The organism is Vibrio sp. Hep-1b-8 (assembly GCF_006124995.1).
In the GTDB taxonomy this organism is placed as follows: domain Bacteria; phylum Pseudomonadota; class Gammaproteobacteria; order Enterobacterales; family Vibrionaceae; genus Vibrio.
This window is the reverse complement of sequence record NZ_QEWN01000002.1, coordinates 41266-59879: the sequence shown is the minus strand read 5'-3', so window position 1 is coordinate 59879 and position 18614 is coordinate 41266. Positions and strand designations below refer to the sequence as shown.

Here is an 18614-nt window from a genome sequence, read left to right as displayed (position 1 = left end):
TGGTGTTCGCACTCACAAAAACGTAACCAGTTACGTAATTTAATTACAGTAAAATTAACGATGTAAAATCGTTTCAAACACGCGTTTAATTCTATGCAGTGGGGATAAATCCTTTTTATCACTAGAGGTGAAGGTAATATGCAATCGGATTATCAAACAATGGAAAATCGTAGGGTTGTAAAATTCACACTGTGAAATTTCACAATTTAATGAAAGCTTCATCAAAATTTACTTGTAAAATTTTACAAGATAAAGTTTACCGACAGGATAAAATGCTAAAAAGCACACTAAAACTAGTGTGCTTTTGAAGACGAAATCGATTTCTTCGACTAATACTTATCGCTAAAGTAGCTCTGACACTACATCCGCTAATTGATTAAAAGTGTTTACACGCGACGAACTAGGTCGCCAAACCAGACCTATATGACGGTGAGCCTGTTGTCCGGGAGCATCGACAACAACCAGATTCTGATTATCAATCAAGCCATGATCGATCGCCATTTGGGGAATGAAGGTCGTTCCTATACCATTCGCGACCATCTGCACTAAGGTATGTAAACTGGTGGCAGAAAACGGGTTAATCTTCTCTTTATCTGTTAATTGACAAGCAGACACCGCGTGTTCTGTTAAACAGTGCTCTTTTTCTAACAGAAAAACGAATTCGTTGGGTAAATCAGCATACTTGATCGGAGTTTGAATCGCGTCTGCCTGATTTTGACTAATGATCATCCGGAACGGGTCATTGCCGACAATTCGGCTATCCATGCCTAAAATGTCCACTGGTAAAGCGAGGATCAACACATCCAGCTCACCATGACGAAGTGCATCGAGTAAATTGGTTGTCGTGTCTTCTCTTAATAGTAAGTTCAGTTGCGGGAAACGGCGGTTAACCTCCTGAACTAAATCACAAAGCAAAAAAGGAGCAATGGTAGGGATACAGCCTACGCGTAACTGCCCTTCCATTTCGTCCCCCTGACACAAACGGCCAAGTTCGACCAGATCTTGCCCTTTGGCTAATAGCTCACGGCCCTGCTGAACCACTTGCTCCCCCGCCAGGGTAAAGACTAGCGGACTTTTCTTATCTTTCTTCTCATATAAAGGACAGCCAATCAGCTCTTCAAGGTTTTGGATACCTTTACTTAAAGTCGATTGGCTGACAAAACACTTCTCTGCGGCATCACTGAAATGACGAGTTTCATGTAAGGTAATGAGGTAGTGTAACTGTTTGAGGCTGGGCCACTTATTCATAGATTTATCTATAACTTTTGACTGGATATTGACCAAGTTAATAAAAACCAATTTATCGCTTTTTTCGATTAACTTAATCTATTTAATTCGCTTTTTTACATACTACAATGTGTACTATAGTTTGTCCCGTACAAACACGGACCAAACCAAAAACACTTATCTTGGTTTGGAACTAACCATATATTTTAGGAGCAAAAAAATGGTACTAGTAGGTCGTCAAGCCCCAGATTTTACTGCTGCAGCTGTTCTAGGTAACGGTGAAATCGTTGATAACTTCAACTTTGCAGAGTTCACTAAAGGTAAGAAAGCGGTTGTTTTCTTCTACCCACTAGATTTCACTTTCGTTTGCCCATCTGAGCTAATCGCTTTCGACAACCGTCTGGCTGATTTCCAAGCTAAAGGTGTTGAAGTAATCGGTGTTTCTATCGATTCTCAGTTCTCTCACAACGCATGGCGTAACACTGCTATCGAAGATGGCGGTATCGGTCAAGTTAAGTACCCACTAGTTGCTGACGTTAAGCACGAAATCTGTAAAGCTTACGACGTTGAGCACCCAGAAGCAGGCGTTGCTTTCCGTGGTTCTTTCCTAATCGATGAAGACGGTCTTGTACGTCACCAAGTAGTTAACGACCTACCACTAGGCCGTAACATCGACGAAATGCTACGCATGGTTGACGCACTAAACTTCCACCAGAAGAACGGTGAAGTGTGTCCAGCACAGTGGGAAGAAGGTAAAGCAGGTATGGACGCATCTCCTAAGGGTGTTGCAGCGTTCCTATCTGAGCACGCAGACGACCTAAGCAAGTAATTGCTTACTATACCCAAGCTCAACGGGTATATGGTTGGTAAGTATATAAAAGCACATAGCGCATAAGCGCAACGCCAATCAGTTCTAAGTAAAGTCTTAATCAAAGCCCGAAGCATTGCTTCGGGCTTTTTTATTTCACTACCAAAGTCGAAATATTGATAAAAAGACAATATATCGCTAAAGAGACAAAAAATATCGTCTTACAGACTTTCTCGGATTCAGCCCTTTAAAGTCTGCATAGCTCTCTTTATGATGAATTTAACTTAATTTGAGACTGAGCATCATTGCTCTTTCTGGATGAATATAAACATGGAGATTTAAAATGGCTTACTTTTCTCTAGCCTTTGGTACAGCAACTAAAAACCGCGATGGAAAAATCATTGAAGCATTTTTTCCAAACCCAGTTCTAAACCCATCAGATGCACTGGTTGAAGCCGTTGCTAAAGTTGCAGGTTATGAGCAAGGTAACCAAGCTATCGAAATCTCTGCAGCTCAAAGTGCTGAGTTAGTTAGTGCCTTTGAAGCAAACGGAGATACAGCGAATGCTTCTTTCGCTGCAAAAGCGGCAGAGTCTTCTCAACCTCTGGTTGTTGTGGTTCTAGCAACAGATGAGAAACCTGAGTCCGTTGCTGAAGGTTTCCTTAAACTGCAACTTATCTCTAACCGCCTAGTTCAACCACACGGTACTGTCCTAGATGGTATCTTCGGTCTGCTGCATAACATTGCATGGACTAACGAAGGTCCAATCGACTTGCCTGAGCTGGCTGACCGTCAAATTGAAGCGCGTCTTGCTGGCCGCTCACTGTCTGTTGACTGTGTCGATAAATTTCCAAAAATGGTCGATTACGTTGTTCCAGCTGGTATTCGTATTGCTGATACATCTCGCGTGCGCCTTGGTGCTCATGTGGGTGAAGGCACCACAGTTATGCACGAAGGTTTCATCAACTTCAACGCTGGTACTACAGGCGTGAGCATGGTTGAAGGTCGTATCTCTGCGGGTGTTGTTGTCGGCAATGGCTCTGACATCGGTGGTGGCGCTTCTATCATGGGTACACTATCGGGCGGCGGTACAGTAGTGGTATCAATTGGTGAAAACTCACTACTAGGTGCGAATGCGGGTCTTGGTTTCCCTCTAGGCGATCGTTGTACTGTTGAATCTGGTCTATATGTGACGGCAGGTTCTAAAGTACGCATGTTAGATTCATCTGGCCAAGAAGTTGAAGTAGTGAAAGCTCGCGATCTCGCTGGTGTATCTGATCTACTGTTCCGTCGCAACTCAGTGACAGGCCAAATCGAATGTCTTGCGAACAAGTCTGCGGTAGAGCTGAACTCAGAGCTACACAGCAACAACTAATCCAAGGCGAGTTGATAAAGCCGAGCTTCAATGCTCGGCTTTTTTGTTTCTTATTCCTCAGAAGTAAAGGTTATTATCCTCGTCAATCCCCTATATCCACTAGCGACAGGGGGGAGATTTACACCTTTTCAGTCAGACAATATATTCCGACTTACTGATATTTTTATGCTCAAACACTCATTTTTAGTGCTCGTTTATTTTCGAATTCGACTATTTATGCAAAATTACTCTGCGTAAATAGGGAATACACCAATCTGCTGCTGCCACACATCGAACTCGCTCAAACGATAAGCAAGCCAAGATTAGCTAAAATAGTAATAATAAGACAAAAGGATTCTTACCATGACTGAGCAAAAGTACATTGTTGCCCTAGACCAAGGCACAACAAGCTCTCGCGCGGTGATACTGGACCACGATGCCAATATTGTTAGCATCTCTCAACGTGAGTTCACCCAAATTTACCCTCAGTCTGGGTGGGTCGAGCACGATCCTCTTGAAATTTGGGCGACACAAAGTTCAACTCTCATCGAAACTCTCGCCAAGTCAGGAATCAGTAGCGACCAGCTTGCGGCCATTGGTATCACCAACCAACGTGAAACCACCATTGTATGGAACAAAGAAACTGGCAAACCTGTCTACAACGCCATTGTGTGGCAATGTCGTCGCACTGCGGAAATTTGTGAAGAGCTCAAAGCACGTGGCCTAGAAGAGTATGTCCGCGAAAACACCGGATTAGTACTCGACCCATACTTTTCCGGCACTAAGATTAAGTGGATTCTGGATAATGTCGAAGGCGCACGTGAAGACGCAGAAGCAGGCAAATTGTTGTTTGGTACTGTCGATACTTGGCTGGTATGGAAAATGACCCAAGGCCGAGTACACGTCACAGACTATACCAATGCTTCTCGCACCATGCTCTTCAATATCAATAACTTAAGCTGGGATCAAAAACTGCTCGACGAACTAGGAATCCCAGCCTCAATGATGCCTGAAGTGAAGCGTTCTTCGGAAGTTTACGGTCAGACCAACATCGGTGGTAAAGGCGGTACTCGTATTCCTATCGCAGGTATTGCCGGAGACCAACAAGCTGCGCTTTACGGTCAAATGTGTGTTGAGGCTGGACAAGCGAAAAACACCTATGGCACAGGTTGCTTCTTACTTATGAACACCGGCCAAGAGAAAGTAACATCAACTCACGGTCTTTTGACCACGCTAGCCTGTGGTCCAAATGGCGAGCCTGCCTATGCACTAGAAGGCGCGGTATTTATGGGAGGCGCTTCAATTCAATGGCTACGCGATGAGATGAAGCTACTCGCAGATGCCAAAGACTCAGAGTACTTTGCGACCAAAGTTGACTCTTCCAACGGTGTTTACGTTGTACCTGCCTTTACTGGCCTTGGTGCTCCTTATTGGGATGCTTGGGCGCGTGGGACCATTGTCGGTCTAACGCGTGGCGTCAGCTCAAACCACATTATCCGAGCAACGCTTGAAGGTATTGCCTACCAAACTCGCGACGTTTTGGATGCAATGCAAGCGGACTCCAACATTAACCTGGCTAGCTTAAGAGTCGACGGTGGAGCGGTGGCAAACAATTTCTTAATGCAGTTCCAATCTGATGTTCTAGATACTGAAGTTCACCGCCCTAAAGTCACGGAAGTTACCGCCTTAGGTGCAGCCTACCTAGCAGGTCTTGCCGTTGGGTACTGGAATAGTATTGATGAGCTGAAAGACAAAGCCGAGCTCGATCGCACCTTCCTACCTCATCATGATGAAGAAAAACGTAATCGCCGCTACAAGGGATGGAAGCGCGCCGTTAAGTGTGCGCAGGTTTGGGCAGAAATGCATAACGAGGAAGATTAAAGTCACAAACTCCTATTCAAGAGCGCCGATTATGGCGCTCTTTTTGCGTTATATCCCCTATTCCTTACATCGTTCTCTTCTCACAATGCGCTAATTCGAGCACAATAACGCGAGTTATTATTTTCGAAAATCAGTGTAATGAGCATATTGGCTCAATGCACAGGGAGCTGCCCGTGAAACAAATTCCAAGACATCAGCAAATAATTGCGTTGGTTCAAAAGCAAGGCTATGTCAGCACCGATGAGCTGGTAGAGAAATTTAATGTCAGTCCGCAGACCATCAGACGCGATCTCAACGAACTTGCCGATGACAATAAAATTCGCCGTTACCATGGTGGTGCAACCATTCCACTGAGTTCAGAAAACACCTCGTACACCGCGCGCAAGAGCATGAATTTCAACGAGAAGGATGTTATTGCAGAAGAAGTGGTTAAACACATTCCCGATGGGGCGACCTTGTTTATTGATATTGGTACCACTCCAGAGGCCATTGCACGAGCACTAAACAAAAATCACAAGCAACTACGAGTGGTTACTAACAATATTAATGTCGCAACCATCTTGCTGCAAAACCCAGAGTTTAAAGTCATCCTTGCTGGTGGAGAAGTACGCAACCGTGATGGTGGTATCGTCGGTGAAGCCACTCTTGATTTCGTGAAACAGTTCCGACTTGATTTCGGCATCTTGGGGATTAGCGGTATCGACTATGACGGTTCACTGCTTGACTTCGACTACCATGAGGTTCGTGTAAAGCAAGCCATTATCGAGAATAGCCGGAGTGTTTTTCTTGCTGTTGATCACTCTAAATTTGGCCGTAATGCGATGGTCAAGCTGGGCAATATCTCTCAACTCCATATGCTGTTTACTGACAAACAACCGCCAAAAGAAATACTGTCTATCCTCACAGAACACTCAATTCCGCTTGAAGTAATTAACGACAGTAAATAGTCACAGTAATTTCAATCAAATTTAACCTTCAAGAAACCTTTATTCCTTAATAAAGGTTTTTTTGTGCATAAATCACACAAACGAGCACAAACGAAAATAAATAATGATCCAAAACGAAAGCTGCGTTAGGATTCTTTTATGGTCAAAAATGCTCGTTCGCTCAACAAAAGGTTAAATTCATGAGTATTTCAGCTAATGCTGCACAATCAGACAAAACGTTAGACATAATCATAGTTGGTGGTGGCATTAATGGTGCAGGCATCGCTGCTGATGCTGCTGGCCGAGGCTTATCTGTCGGTTTATATGAAGCCCAAGACTTCGCCTCTGCAACCTCATCTGCCAGCTCAAAACTCATTCACGGTGGGTTGCGCTATCTCGAACACTATGAGTTTCGCTTAGTTTCGGAAGCGCTCGCAGAACGTGAGGTGCTGCTGAAAAAAGCGCCACATATCGCGCAACCAATGCGCTTTCGACTCCCACACCGCCCTTTCTTACGTCTAGCATGGATGATTCGCTGCGGTTTATTCCTCTACGACAACCTAGGCAAAAGAACGACGCTGCCGGCAAGTGAAAGCATCGACTTGGCTCAATCTGGCTTGCTCAAACCGGAAATGAAAAAAGGCTTCGAGTACTCTGATTGTTGGGTAGATGATGCGCGATTAGTATTGCTAAACGTGTTGGCTGCAAAAGAAAATAATGCTGAAATTCGTAACTACTGCCATGTAGAAGGCGCAATACGCGAAGGCGATATCTGGCGCGTGACCATTCGCGATGTCATGACAGGAGAAACCTTTGAGCGTAAATCGAAAGCGCTAGTGAACGCTGCAGGGCCTTGGGTCAAGCAGTTCTTTGATCAAGGGTTAGAAAACCATTCACCACGTAATATACGTCTAATCAAAGGATCTCATATTGTGATTCCTCGCATTCACGATGAGCCACAAGCATATATCCTGCAAAACAAAGATCATCGAATCGTGTTTATGATCCCTTATTTGGATCAGTTTTCGATAATAGGTACGACCGATGTTGAATATAAAGGAGATCCAAGAGAAGTGGCGATCTCAGATCAAGAGGTGGATTATCTGATCGATATCGTCAATCAGCACTTTGTCCAGCAACTTTCACGTGAGGATGTCATCTGGAGTTATAGTGGCGTGCGACCTCTTTGTGATGATGAATCTGACTCTCCACAAGCCATCACCCGAGACTACACTCTGGAACTTGAATCTGAGTACGATCAAGCTCCTCTGCTATCAATTTTTGGCGGAAAATTAACCACATACCGTAAACTTGGTGAAGCGGCATTGGCAAAGCTCGCCCCATATTTACCTAATATGGGGACACCATGGACAGCCAACCACGCCCTGCCAGGTGGTAACTTTAGTTGCACCAGAGAACAACTGGCTGCAACGATCCATGCTCAGTACCCTTGGCTATCACAAGCGTTGCTACTGCGCTATGTCACTCAGTTTGGTACTTATACGTGGAAGCTACTTCAAGGGGTAACAAGTATTGAAGGTATGGGTGTCCCGTTCTCTGACTCTGCGCAAGGCGTTTATCAGCAAGAAATTGATTATCTAATTGAACATGAAATGGCTCTCACAGCCGATGATCTGCTGTGGCGTCGAACCAAACTTGGTCTCTACCTCAATCAGGACGAGATTGAAGCTGTCACCAAGTACATTTCAGGGAAACAACCTCAGCAGGTGATCAGCCTGTCTGAAGCTGGCTAACCACCTAAGTAAGGCAATTTATCATTAAAAGGCTTGGTTACGACACCAAGCCTTTTTAGCTCTAATCGAAACTGGCGATCAACCAGGATGACCATCGACCCTTGGGGTGACTAGCATTTTTCCAAACAGACCGACATACATGACAAAAGCGAATATCCACAACGCTGCACTGATGTTTAGCGCAGAAATCAGATACTGAGGGAAGAACGCCACCCCTATCCCACGTACAATTGCAGCCAATACCAAAGCACCGAAGGCTAGGTTCATATTTGGACCTTGGTAAATCGCACGACCAGTATGCCCCATTGTCACGCGAGCGATCATCGCCAAAATCACACCGCCAATGGCCCCAATCGCAAATAAATGCAACATGTTGTGGCTGGCAAATGGATTATCCAGCAAACCACGTAATAGCAAGCTCACTGGGATGCACAGGTAAGTAGCATGCAGTGACCAAACCAAAGGTTCGCTCAAAGTAAGCCACGGTTTCCAGCGTATGATTCGGATCAGATGCGCCACACCGGCTAACAACATCAATGGTTGACCAAGTTGAGCAAAGGTCATCGGGGAAAAACTTAATATAAATAAGCCGATCAGAGGTAGGTTTGCTAACCAGTCCAACCAGACTATTGGCTGAGGTTTTTCAAAGTTAAAACGACGAGCGGTAAAAAATGGGATAACACGGCTGCCCATAACAGAGAGCAGCAAAGTAAACCACCAAAGCATCGCCTGCCAAACCGCTGAAGCAGGAAATGGCGGCATACCTTTTACCGCCGCATAACTGGCAAAATTAGCCACGATAGCCAACAAAAATAACGGAATAAAAAACAGATTACGCCACCCTTTCGCTTTGACGACTCGGCTGCCGACTTCGTAGGCGACAAAAGCTAAAAACAAGGCTTCAAGGCTAGAAACCAGCCAAAGCGGCGTTGGAGTCCATAGCAACAATCGCGGCAACAACCACAGTGCCACTATCGCAGCTAAACGGTGATGCTTTGTACCATTAATTCCCGTCCAGTTCTGAACCGCGGTTAAGACAAATCCAGTCACAATCGCCATGGCAAAACCAAACAACATCTCATGAACGTGCCACCATAATGCAGGCACTTGAAGCATCGCGGGTTGTCCGCTTTGGAACATCCAAACCCATAAGCCAATAGCAATAACCGCGTAGATGGATCCTAATAGGAAGAAAGGTCTAAAACCTAAACGTAAAACGGCTGGGATCGCTTCTTCTACTTTTTTATCAGTAATATTGAGCACTAAGTGACTCCTAAAAGTTATAAAAAACTGAAATCTTCCTAGGCTATCGCAAGAAATATTCCAACCCTTGTAACTCTTTTATCTCAAAGGCTTAGTGATATAAACAAGCCAAAAAAGAAGTCAAATTAACCCAATTTAAAAATGTCAAAAAGACACGATAGATACGATATGAACGACTTTCAATTCTCAGTGAAACTGGTTAGTTTAACGAATACTCCTATTTCACATCCAAGATGAGGTGACAACAGTGGCAAACTATATCTTCGGTTATGGCAGTCTGATGAATTCCGCATCACGCCAATTAACAGGGCAAACTTCGGCGGCAACCACCGCAACCGTAGAGGGGTTTAAACGCTATTGGGGCAAAGTGGATGAGAGTTATACGCTCTCACCCTTGGTGGTCGATAAAGGACACGGGTACGTTAATGGTGTTTTACTCGAAGTAAGTCAATGCGGTCTTAAAGAGTTCGATATTCGTGAACGAGGCTACCATCGCGTTCAAGTCCAAGTGAATCAAGTTGAGTCACAGTTGCCACTTAGCGACAACGATCAAGTTTGGGTTTACATCAAAGACAATCCTGAGCCACCTTGTACACTCAGTCCAATAATGCAAACTTATGTGGGTACTGTTCTCGTTGGGTGTCTAGAAATATCGGAACAGTTTGCCAAACAGTTTATTGAGCAAACGATAGGCTGGCATTTTCCGCTCGAAAATGATCGCCATGAACCAAAATATGGCAACCTAGCAGGAGTAAAACCAGAGCACCACAAGCAAATTGATGCTCTGGTGGCTGAAGTAAGAGCCTGAAAACCCTCAGCCAAAAAGAGATAAGTTAAATGGAGCACCAAGCCTTCGAGCTTGGTGTCTACCTTTAGACAATACGAATACCAGCTGGCATCGAACGCTCAGGAGTCAGCAGTACACTTTCCGATTCATCATCTGTTTCTGCACACAACAGCATGCACTCTGATGTTTCACCGCGCATCTTGGCTTTTTCCAGATTGCACAGCACAACTACCTCTTTCCCCATCAGCTGTTGTTCTGTGTAATAAGGCACAAGGCTGGTCACAGTTTGTAGTGTTTTATCACCAACATCAATTTGCACAATGTATAGCTTATCCGCGTTCTCATGGCGGACAACCTCAATGATTTTTCCTGTACGAATTTCCAATTTAGCGAAATCTGAATAAGCGACTTTTTCCATGTTAATATACCGGTAAAATTTTACTAAAAGACAACGTTTACACTATCAGCAATCACTTATATTGCAAGTGGTAAAGATCTCAATTTAAAAATGTATTCATAACAGTATTTGCCTTATTTACATCAACAAGGTTAAATAACTTCATTCGTATTTTTCGAGGTCAAATATGGCAACCATAAAAGATGTCGCCAAGGAAGCTGGCGTATCGATTGCTACAGTATCCAGAGTGATCAATAAGTCTCCTAAAGCGAGCAAAGCATCGATAGAATCGGTCTCAAAAGCGATGGCAAAACTAGGCTACCGACCCAATGCCGCCGCCAAAGCGCTTGTTAGCCAGAGCAGCAATACCGTTGGCGTATTGGTTGGTGATGTGTCCGATCCCTTTTTCGGAGCCCTCGTCAAAGCAGTGGACAATGTCGCTCACGAACATGGTAAACATATACTGATCGGAAATGGTTACCATGATGCTGAAGAAGAACGCAAAGCGATTGAACTGCTTATCAACAATCGCTGTGAGGCTCTGGTCATCCACTCAAAAGGCTTATCTGATCAAGAGCTCATCGGCTACGCGAAAGAAGTCAAAGGTCTGGTGCTCATAAACCGATTTATTGAAGAAATTGCGGAACGCTGCATCGCACTCGATAACTTCAAAGGGGCTTATCTAGCGACTGAATACCTGATCCGTCATGGACACACTAAAATTGCTTGTGTAGCGTCAGCTCACGAAATAGAAGACTCTTCGCAACGAGTTGCAGGGTATCTCGCGGCGCTAAAAGACAACAATATTGAACTGCCTAGCAGCTATATCGAACGTGGTGAGCCAAACAACGATGGTGGTGAAGTTGCTATGACCACCTTACTCACCAAATCACTCGATATCACTGGTGTGGTCGCCTATAACGATTACATGGCTGCGGGAGCACTGTCTGTACTCGATGAAAATGGCATCAAAGTGCCAGATCAAATCTCTATGATGGGGTTCGATGACGGTCTGATTGCTCGTTACATCAGCCCTCGATTGACGACGATTCGTTACCCTATCGCTATGATGGCAGAGCGCGCTGCGCGACTAGCATTAAATCTCGCCAAACAAGAAGCAACTAACAACGAAGCCATCATGTTTACACCAACGTTAGTACGTCGTAACTCGGTTGCAAAAATTGCCAAGTAGCCAACAAGCGTAACGGTATTTAGGGGGGCTCAAACTAGAGCCCTCTTTTGATTCAGGTAGTTACGCGACACCATGACCTTTCGATGCAACCCAGATGCGGTACCACTGTTCATGTGTCAACTCCAGCTGTAATGCGCCGACCGCTGTCTTCACGCGCTGGATGTTACCGCTACCAATGATAGGAACTGGGCGCGCAGGCATTCTCATCACCCAAGCAAAAATGACTTGGTCAATACAGTCGGCTCCAATTTCTTGGCCAACTTCAGATAATGTGTCACGTAGACGGCATGCCTGTTCACTGCTATAGCTAAATATTCGACCACCAGCAAGACATGACCAAGCCATCGGCTGAACTCGCTGCTTTTGTAACTGCTCCAGCGTACCATCTTCCGTCACTTGTAAGTTCACCGGATTAATTTCAATCTGATTGGTGATAAGTGGTACATCAAGGCGAGATTGAAGTAACGCGAACTGATCTGGGGTAAAGTTAGACACACCAAAATGCTTTACTTTACCAGCACTGTTTAACTGTGCGAACGCTTCGGCGGCTTCATCGGCATCCATCAGCAGATCTGGACGGTGCAATAGCAAGACGTCGAGATGATCGGTATTTAAACGGCGAAGAGATTGTTCAGTCGATTCGATAATCGCAGCCTTGCTACTGTTGTAGTGATTGACCTGCTTGCCTTCACCACGGTAAATACCACATTTTGAAACGATCTGAATCTGGTCACGCAAGCGACTATCGAGTGCCAGCACCTGACCAAACATTTTCTCACATGCAGAGTCTGGTCCATACACTGGAGCATGATCAACCGTGGTGATACCCAACTCAAGATGTTGCTGTACAAACGCATGCTGTTGCTGAGTATTCATACCCCACTCTGCCATGCGCCAGTAACCTTGGATCATCGGTGAAAAAACCGGGTGTGACTTGTTCATATTTGTCCCCTGAAAGATGCAATTTATCAGCGATACTTGCGCTGTTCTGGATTCAGTATACTGCTAGCCAGCAGGACGATTAAGACCATAAAGACGAAAAGATAATTCGGTATAACGCACAATTAACTTACTTTAATTTTCTATATTGAACGATATAATCAACAACAGATTTCGAATTATAGGTTTGTGTTGATGCATAAAATGCACAAGCGTTTCGAGCGCTACGCACTATTTGGCGAGGTAGCCAAACAACTTAGCTTTTCTAAAGCCGCAGATAATCTCGGCATTTCGAGGAGCTATCTCTCATCGCAAATACTCCAGCTAGAGCAGGAGCTAGAAACCAGCTTATTAATCCGCTCTACGCGCAGTGTTCGCTTAACAGCCGTAGGGGAAAAGATTCTAGCAAAAATGCAAGGTATCAATGCGTCAATCCTTGAGTTAGAAAAGGAACTCGATCACACCAAGAGTACCGTCGGCGGACTGCTACGAATTACCGCCCCCACCATTTTCAGCCACCGCTTTCTGATCGAGATTTGCCATCAATTTCAACTGCTGCACCCTGACATCGAATTTGACTTAGACATTGGCTATACCAGAGAAGACCTCACCAAAAGCAACTTCGACCTAGCCATCCGTGCGACCAATACCCCACCAGAGAATATGGTGGCGAAAAAACTGATGCCGTACCAACACATTTGCTGCGCCTCACCAGACTATTTGGCTCAAAACGGCATCCCGACTCATCCGCAAGATCTCACTAAACACAACTGTTTATCTGATCCAAATCTACGTAAATGGCCATTTTCCACAAACGATAATCAGATGATTGAAGTGGCAACAGATGGCGATATGCTCATCAACGATAACCTTCTACTGCTTGATGCGGCGTTGAAAGGCAAAGGTGTGATCAAGATGCCCTGTTATTTAGTCAAGCCCGCGCTGGATAGCGGCAAACTGTTGCAAGTCTTACCTGACTATGTAATGACTCAAAGCAACATCTACCTGATCTTCCCTCCTCAGCTTCGTCGTAGCACCAAGCTGTCAGCCTTCATCGATTTTGTCCAACATTGGTTTGAGGAACTCTAAGGCATGTTGTCCATCACTCTCAACAGTTTCGTCCACCGAGTTGCTGACAAAACAGCGGTGATCAAATGTGCCAACCAGCATGGTTGTCAGTTAAAGCGAATTCGACGTTCAAGGCATTGGCAGTTGAGCGGACACGAACAGCAATTGCGCTCATTGATAGAAACTCTAAAAGATGAGGATCAACAGTGGATAGTTGCAGCGATTGGCAAATCCTTGCCCGAACCTGACGTCGATTTGTCTCAAATACTGCTCAGCAATCCCGCCATGACCGTTAGTCAACTCGTGCAAGAAACCGGTTGCTCGATGAGTGAAGCTCGCGTTGCAATTGACCAGCATGAAGGATTCTAAACGGCGTAGCTGACGCTTCCTTAAATAATAAAAAGCCAGTCGTGTGACTGGCTTTTTCAATCTGGCGATTATCGCGAGCGGGAAAATTGGAATGTCGTTTGATAACGATATTCCTCTCCCGGACGTAGAATTACACCTGACTGCGGCCATTGTGGGTGGTTGGGCGAGTCCGGCAAAAACTGCGTTTCTAGGGCTAATCCCGCATAATCTGCATACTCTTTTCCCGCTCTCGCTGGCGTACCCGCTAACCAATTGCCGCAATAGAGTTGCATCGCGGGTTTGTCAGTTATCACCGAAAGAGACACTTGCTGATCCTGACTGGTCAACGTCGCTACAGGTGCACTGGTATCACGTTGTGGATCAAACCAGTAGCTGTGATCATATCCCTTAGCGGCTTGTTGTTGTTCATCCGCTAATAAGTCTTGAGCGACACTTTTGACTCTGCGGAAATCAAAACCAGTACCTTGGACACTGACCAAATCGTCAAGTGGGATACCATTCTCATTCGTCGGCAAGTAGTAATCCGCTTCGATTTGCAGTTGATGTGAACGGGCATCCAACTCACTCTCTGTACCATTGAGATTAAAATAAGCATGATTGGTCAAATTTATCGGCGTCGCTTTGTCACAATGAGCGATGTATTCAATATCGAATCGTCCATCATCATGGAGCTGATAGCGCAGTTGAACATCAAGATTCCCAGGGAAACCTTGATCCCCATCGGCTGAACTCAAGCCAAAAATAATGGTATTGGTTTGCTGTTCGACCACTTGCCAGCGCCGCTTATCAAAACCCGAGATGCCACCATGCAAGCAGTTACCAGCCTGGTTCACAGACAACTGATATGACTGCCCATCAAGCGTAAAAAGCCCATTGGCAATGCGGTTCGCATAGCGGCCAACCGTTACCCCCATGTAACTAGGCTGACGCTCAAAGTCTGCCATGGTCCCTACACCTAACAAAACTTCACGCAGCTCACCACACGCCAAAGGCAAACGACAACTGAGCCATGTTGCTCCGATGTCCATCAACACAATGCGAACCCCACTCACATTGGTTAATTCAAATAACTGAGCGGGCTGACCGTCATAGGCAAGCTGCTCAGTCATGGTGCGAAAAAGAGAATTTTCCATCAACAGTCCTTAGCACATTTCAATCAGGCCGGCGCCATCTTTGGCCTGACAAACGTAGATAGACTCTTTTATTCCGGTTGCGACTTGATATTGCTCAGCAACAGCTGCTTTGACTGGCTCGACAAGTTCAGGCGGCATTACTGCAACAATACAACCACCAAAGCCGCCCCCCGTCATACGTACACCGCCTTGCTCGCCGATAACCGCTTTAACAATATCCACTAAGGTGTCAATCTCTTTGACGGTAATTTCAAAATCGTCACGCATAGAAATGTGCGATTGTGCCATTAACTGCCCCATACGCTTGAGATCGTTTGCACGCAATGCTTGAGCGGCTGCAAGTGTTCGCTCATTTTCGGTGATTACGTGACGAGCACGCTTAGCGACCACTTCATCAAGTAGATCTGCTTTCGCTTCAAACTCAGTCATAGTGACATCACGTAACGCTTTAACACCAAAGAGACTGGCCGCTTGCTCGCATTGTTGACGGCGAGTGTTGTACTCACTGTCCACCAGACCGCGTTTTTTATTGGAGTTGATGATCACGACGGACATATCAGCAGGCATAGAGACAGATTCGGTTTCCAAGCTTCGACAATCTAGCAACATTGCATGATTTTCTTTGCCTTCAGCGGAAATCATCTGATCCATAATGCCGCAATTACAGCCAACAAATTCATTTTCTGCCTGTTGACCATTGAGCGCAATCTCCGCCTGAGAAATCTCTAGCTGATAAAGCACTTTAAAAGTTTGACCTATCACGACTTCTAGCGCAGCAGAAGAACTCAAGCCCGCGCCTTGCGGTACGTTACCACTCACAGAAATATCTGCACCGCCAAACTCATAGCCTCGGGCGAGCAAACACTTGACCACACCGCGGATGTAGTTGGCCCACATTTTATCCTTAACAAAAGTGATCTCTTGGGTGATATCAAACTCATCGGTTTGGTTTTCGTAATCAACGGCAACAACTCGCACAATACTATCGTTACGTTTCGCCGCAGCAACGACCGTTTGATAGTCGATCGCACATGGCAATACAAAACCATCGTTGTAGTCGGTGTGTTCACCAATAAGATTGACGCGCCCTGGAGCCTGAATGATATGGCTCGCTGCGTAGCCAAGTACTTGGCTAAATGATGCTTTCACACTGTTGATTAGTTCTGACATAAAGCCCTCTAGAATTCTGTTAAATTTTTCATGCCAGCGCTTGCACTGCATTGCTGGCTAAAATGGTTGGTTACTTCTGTTCTTTGTAATGAACATCACTCAAGTCACGAAGACGTTGTGCAGCTTGTTCTGCGGTGAGATCACGTTGGCTTTCGGCCAACATTTCGTAACCAACCATAAATTTTCGTACTGTGGCACTGCGCAAAAGTGGTGGATAGAACAGTGCATGAAGCTGCCAATGTTCAATATCCGTCCCCTGTTCAAAGAAGGGGGCATAATGCCAGCCCATTGAGTAAGGGAATGAGCATTGGAACAAGTTGTCATAACGGCTGGTCAACTTCTTGATCGCCACGGCAAGATCATCGCGTTGTTCGTCAGTCAATTCACTCATACGGCGAATATGCTTTTTAGGCAGTAACAGGGTTTCAAATGGCCATGCCGCCCAATATGGCACCAAAGCTGCCCAATGCTCGGTTTCCACCACAACTCGTGAACCATCTTTCAATTCAGCATTCACATAGTCCACCAGCAAATTGCTGCCGTGTTGTTGGTAGTAGGCTTTAAGATTCTGCTCTTTGCGTTCGATTTCATTCGGTAGGAAACTGTTCGCCCAAATCTGACCGTGTGGGTGAGGCTGAGAACAGCCCATGGTTTCCCCCTTATTTTCGAATGCCTGAACCCAGATGTAGTGCTCACCTAACTCTTCGATCTGACGGTTCCAAGTATCTATCACACCGCGGATCTGAGTCACAGAGAGTTCTGGTAAGGTTTTGCTGTGATCAGGAGAAAAACAGATAACTCGACTCAGCCCTCGAACGCCTTGTGTTTTGAACAATGGATTGTCTGATTCAGGTGCATCTGGTGAATCTGGCATTAATGCAGCAAAGTCATTACTAAACACATAAGTGCCCTGATAATCTGGGTTCACATCCCCCGAAATACGTTGGTTTGTTGGACATAGAAAACAATCTGCTTGATATTCAGGTAGTTCATCTACAGCCGCTTTCTCATCAGCGCCACTCCAAGGTCGCTTAGCTCGATGTGGCGATACAAGAATCCACTGCCCAGTTAATGGGTTGAATCGGCGGTGTGGATGATCCACAGGGTTAAACTCAATCTTCGACATCGTACTTACTCAACTACTTAAACTATTTTCAAATCAAATATGGTGTTAGGCGGAATAACCCTGAGGGTTGTTTGACTGCCAACTCCAAGTATCGGCTGTCATTTCATCGATACTGCGCAGCGCGCGCCATCCCAACTCTTTTTCAGCCTTTTCAGTGCTTGCCCAGCACTCTGCAATATCACCAGCTCTACGAGGGCATATTTGGTAAGGAACGGCATGTCCACAAGCACGACTAAACGCCTCCACCATCTGCAATACACTCGATCCTTTCCCCGTGCCTAGGTTGTAGACATGCAAACCATGTTGACTCCCCACAGAGTTCAGTGCCGCGATATGCCCGTCAGCGAGATCCATGACATGTATATAGTCGCGGATACCGGTACCATCTTGTGTAGGATAATCGTCACCAAAAATAGACAAGCGCTCACGCCTCCCGACAGCAACCTGAGCAATGAATGGCATCAAGTTATTTGGAATACCTTGGGGATCTTCCCCCATCGTTCCAGAAGGGTGTGCTCCAACAGGATTAAAGTAGCGTAACAACGTGATGCTCCAGTCCTGCTCAGCAGTAAACAGATCACTGAGGCACTGTTCAACCATATATTTGCTGCGACCATAAGGGTTTGTCGTCGCTCCAGTTGGCGACTCTTCGGTGATAGGAACTTGTTGAGGATCGCCATAAACAGTGGCAGAAGAGCTGAAAACAAGGCTTTTGACACCCGCTTTACGCATCGAACGAGCAAGAACCACAGTGCCATTAACATTGTTGTCATAGTATTCGAGGGGCTTTTCAACAGATTCACCAACCGCTTTTAGCCCAGCAAAGTGGATCACCGACGTGATGTCATGTTTCGAAAATACAGAATCGAGAAATGCTTCATCACGGATGTCACCCAGGTAAAACGTCGGTGTTTTACCAGTCAGAGCATCGATACGAGTAAGCACCTCTTCTTTGGCGTTGCAAAGATTATCTACAATAATGGGTTCAATACCTGCTTCAATCATCTGCACACAAGTATGACTGCCTATGTATCCCATACCGCCGGTAACAAGAACTTTCACTATTCGATCTCCATCAATCGGTGAGCAATACCATGCTCAAATCTCTTCGATGGCAAAAGTCTATCAATCAACGACGTCCAAGATCCGTGATCAATTTCGCGTTATGTAAACGCTTCCACAAAATTAACCATAAATGACCTTCAAGATTAGTGTGATAA

General features: G+C 45.4%; 17 protein-coding genes. 9 read left to right on the top strand and 8 right to left on the bottom strand.

Features of this window, described 5'->3' with window-relative positions; all coding sequences use genetic code 11:
- Positions 1-342 precede the first annotated feature (342 nt).
- Positions 343-1248 (bottom strand): hydrogen peroxide-inducible genes activator, encoded by a 906-nt coding sequence (locus DA100_RS01025; RefSeq protein ID WP_138970449.1) that lies wholly within the window; start codon positions 1246-1248, stop codon positions 343-345.
- Positions 1249-1447: 199 nt separating this feature from the next.
- Here DA100_RS01025 and DA100_RS01020 point away from each other — a divergent pair, with 199 nt between their 5' ends.
- The 5 genes from DA100_RS01020 (at position 1448) to glpD (ending at position 7950) form a co-directional block, all read left to right on the top strand.
- A complete protein-coding gene (locus DA100_RS01020; protein WP_138970448.1) occupies positions 1448-2056 on the top strand; it encodes a peroxiredoxin C in 609 nt (202 codons plus the stop codon).
- Between the two features lie 322 nt (positions 2057-2378).
- Positions 2379-3410 (top strand): 2,3,4,5-tetrahydropyridine-2,6-dicarboxylate N-succinyltransferase, encoded by a 1032-nt coding sequence (dapD, locus tag DA100_RS01015; RefSeq protein WP_138970447.1) that lies wholly within the window; start codon positions 2379-2381, stop codon positions 3408-3410.
- Between the two features lie 342 nt (positions 3411-3752).
- A complete protein-coding gene (gene glpK, locus DA100_RS01010; protein WP_138970446.1) occupies positions 3753-5270 on the top strand; it encodes a glycerol kinase GlpK in 1518 nt (505 codons plus the stop codon).
- A gap of 173 nt (positions 5271-5443) precedes the next feature.
- Complete coding sequence (locus DA100_RS01005) at positions 5444-6217, top strand: DeoR/GlpR family transcriptional regulator (protein ID WP_138970445.1); 774 nt, start codon at positions 5444-5446, stop codon at positions 6215-6217.
- Positions 6218-6396: 179 nt separating this feature from the next.
- Positions 6397-7950 carry a glycerol-3-phosphate dehydrogenase gene (gene glpD, locus DA100_RS01000; protein WP_138970444.1) on the top strand — a complete coding sequence of 518 codons (1554 nt, stop codon included), beginning with the start codon at positions 6397-6399 and terminating at the stop codon, positions 7948-7950.
- 78 nt (positions 7951-8028) lie between these two features.
- Here the strand turns inward: glpD and DA100_RS00995 are convergent, their stop codons facing one another.
- A complete protein-coding gene (locus tag DA100_RS00995; protein ID WP_138970443.1) occupies positions 8029-9213 on the bottom strand; it encodes an NnrS family protein in 1185 nt (394 codons plus the stop codon).
- Between the two features lie 247 nt (positions 9214-9460).
- Between DA100_RS00995 and DA100_RS00990 the strand changes: the two genes are divergently transcribed.
- Positions 9461-10021 (top strand): gamma-glutamylcyclotransferase family protein, encoded by a 561-nt coding sequence (locus DA100_RS00990; protein WP_138970442.1) that lies wholly within the window; start codon positions 9461-9463, stop codon positions 10019-10021.
- A 64-nt stretch (positions 10022-10085) separates the two neighbouring features.
- Here the strand turns inward: DA100_RS00990 and DA100_RS00985 are convergent, their stop codons facing one another.
- Entirely contained in the window at positions 10086-10418 is a 333-nt protein-coding gene (locus tag DA100_RS00985) for a tRNA-binding protein (RefSeq protein ID WP_138970441.1), read from the bottom strand.
- A 166-nt stretch (positions 10419-10584) separates the two neighbouring features.
- Here DA100_RS00985 and DA100_RS00980 point away from each other — a divergent pair, with 166 nt between their 5' ends.
- Positions 10585-11589, top strand: a complete 1005-nt coding sequence (locus DA100_RS00980; RefSeq protein WP_138970440.1) for a substrate-binding domain-containing protein — start codon at positions 10585-10587, stop codon at positions 11587-11589.
- A 60-nt stretch (positions 11590-11649) separates the two neighbouring features.
- Here the strand turns inward: DA100_RS00980 and DA100_RS00975 are convergent, their stop codons facing one another.
- Entirely contained in the window at positions 11650-12531 is an 882-nt protein-coding gene (locus tag DA100_RS00975) for an aldo/keto reductase (protein WP_138970439.1), read from the bottom strand.
- A 192-nt stretch (positions 12532-12723) separates the two neighbouring features.
- Between DA100_RS00975 and DA100_RS00970 the strand changes: the two genes are divergently transcribed.
- Both DA100_RS00970 and DA100_RS00965 read left to right on the top strand, forming a co-directional pair.
- Positions 12724-13617, top strand: a complete 894-nt coding sequence (locus DA100_RS00970; RefSeq protein WP_138970438.1) for a LysR family transcriptional regulator — start codon at positions 12724-12726, stop codon at positions 13615-13617.
- Positions 13618-13620: 3 nt separating this feature from the next.
- Positions 13621-13965 carry a ribosome recycling factor family protein gene (locus tag DA100_RS00965; RefSeq protein ID WP_138970437.1) on the top strand — a complete coding sequence of 115 codons (345 nt, stop codon included), beginning with the start codon at positions 13621-13623 and terminating at the stop codon, positions 13963-13965.
- A 68-nt stretch (positions 13966-14033) separates the two neighbouring features.
- Here the strand turns inward: DA100_RS00965 and galM are convergent, their stop codons facing one another.
- The 4 genes from galM to galE all read right to left on the bottom strand — a co-directional run bounded on the left by galM (position 14034) and on the right by galE (position 18456).
- Positions 14034-15098: a galactose-1-epimerase gene (gene galM / locus DA100_RS00960; RefSeq protein WP_138970436.1), complete on the bottom strand. Its 1065-nt coding sequence runs from the start codon at positions 15096-15098 to the stop codon at positions 14034-14036.
- 9 nt (positions 15099-15107) lie between these two features.
- Positions 15108-16268 (bottom strand): galactokinase, encoded by a 1161-nt coding sequence (gene galK, locus DA100_RS00955; protein WP_138970435.1) that lies wholly within the window; start codon positions 16266-16268, stop codon positions 15108-15110.
- 70 nt (positions 16269-16338) lie between these two features.
- On the bottom strand, positions 16339-17394 hold the full coding sequence (locus DA100_RS00950) for a UDP-glucose--hexose-1-phosphate uridylyltransferase (RefSeq protein WP_138970434.1): 1056 nt from the start codon (positions 17392-17394) through the stop codon (positions 16339-16341).
- A 45-nt stretch (positions 17395-17439) separates the two neighbouring features.
- The gene (galE, locus tag DA100_RS00945; RefSeq protein WP_138970433.1) at positions 17440-18456 is read right to left on the bottom strand and encodes a UDP-glucose 4-epimerase GalE; all 1017 of its coding nucleotides are present in this window, start codon (positions 18454-18456) and stop codon (positions 17440-17442) included.
- Positions 18457-18614 lie beyond the last annotated feature (158 nt).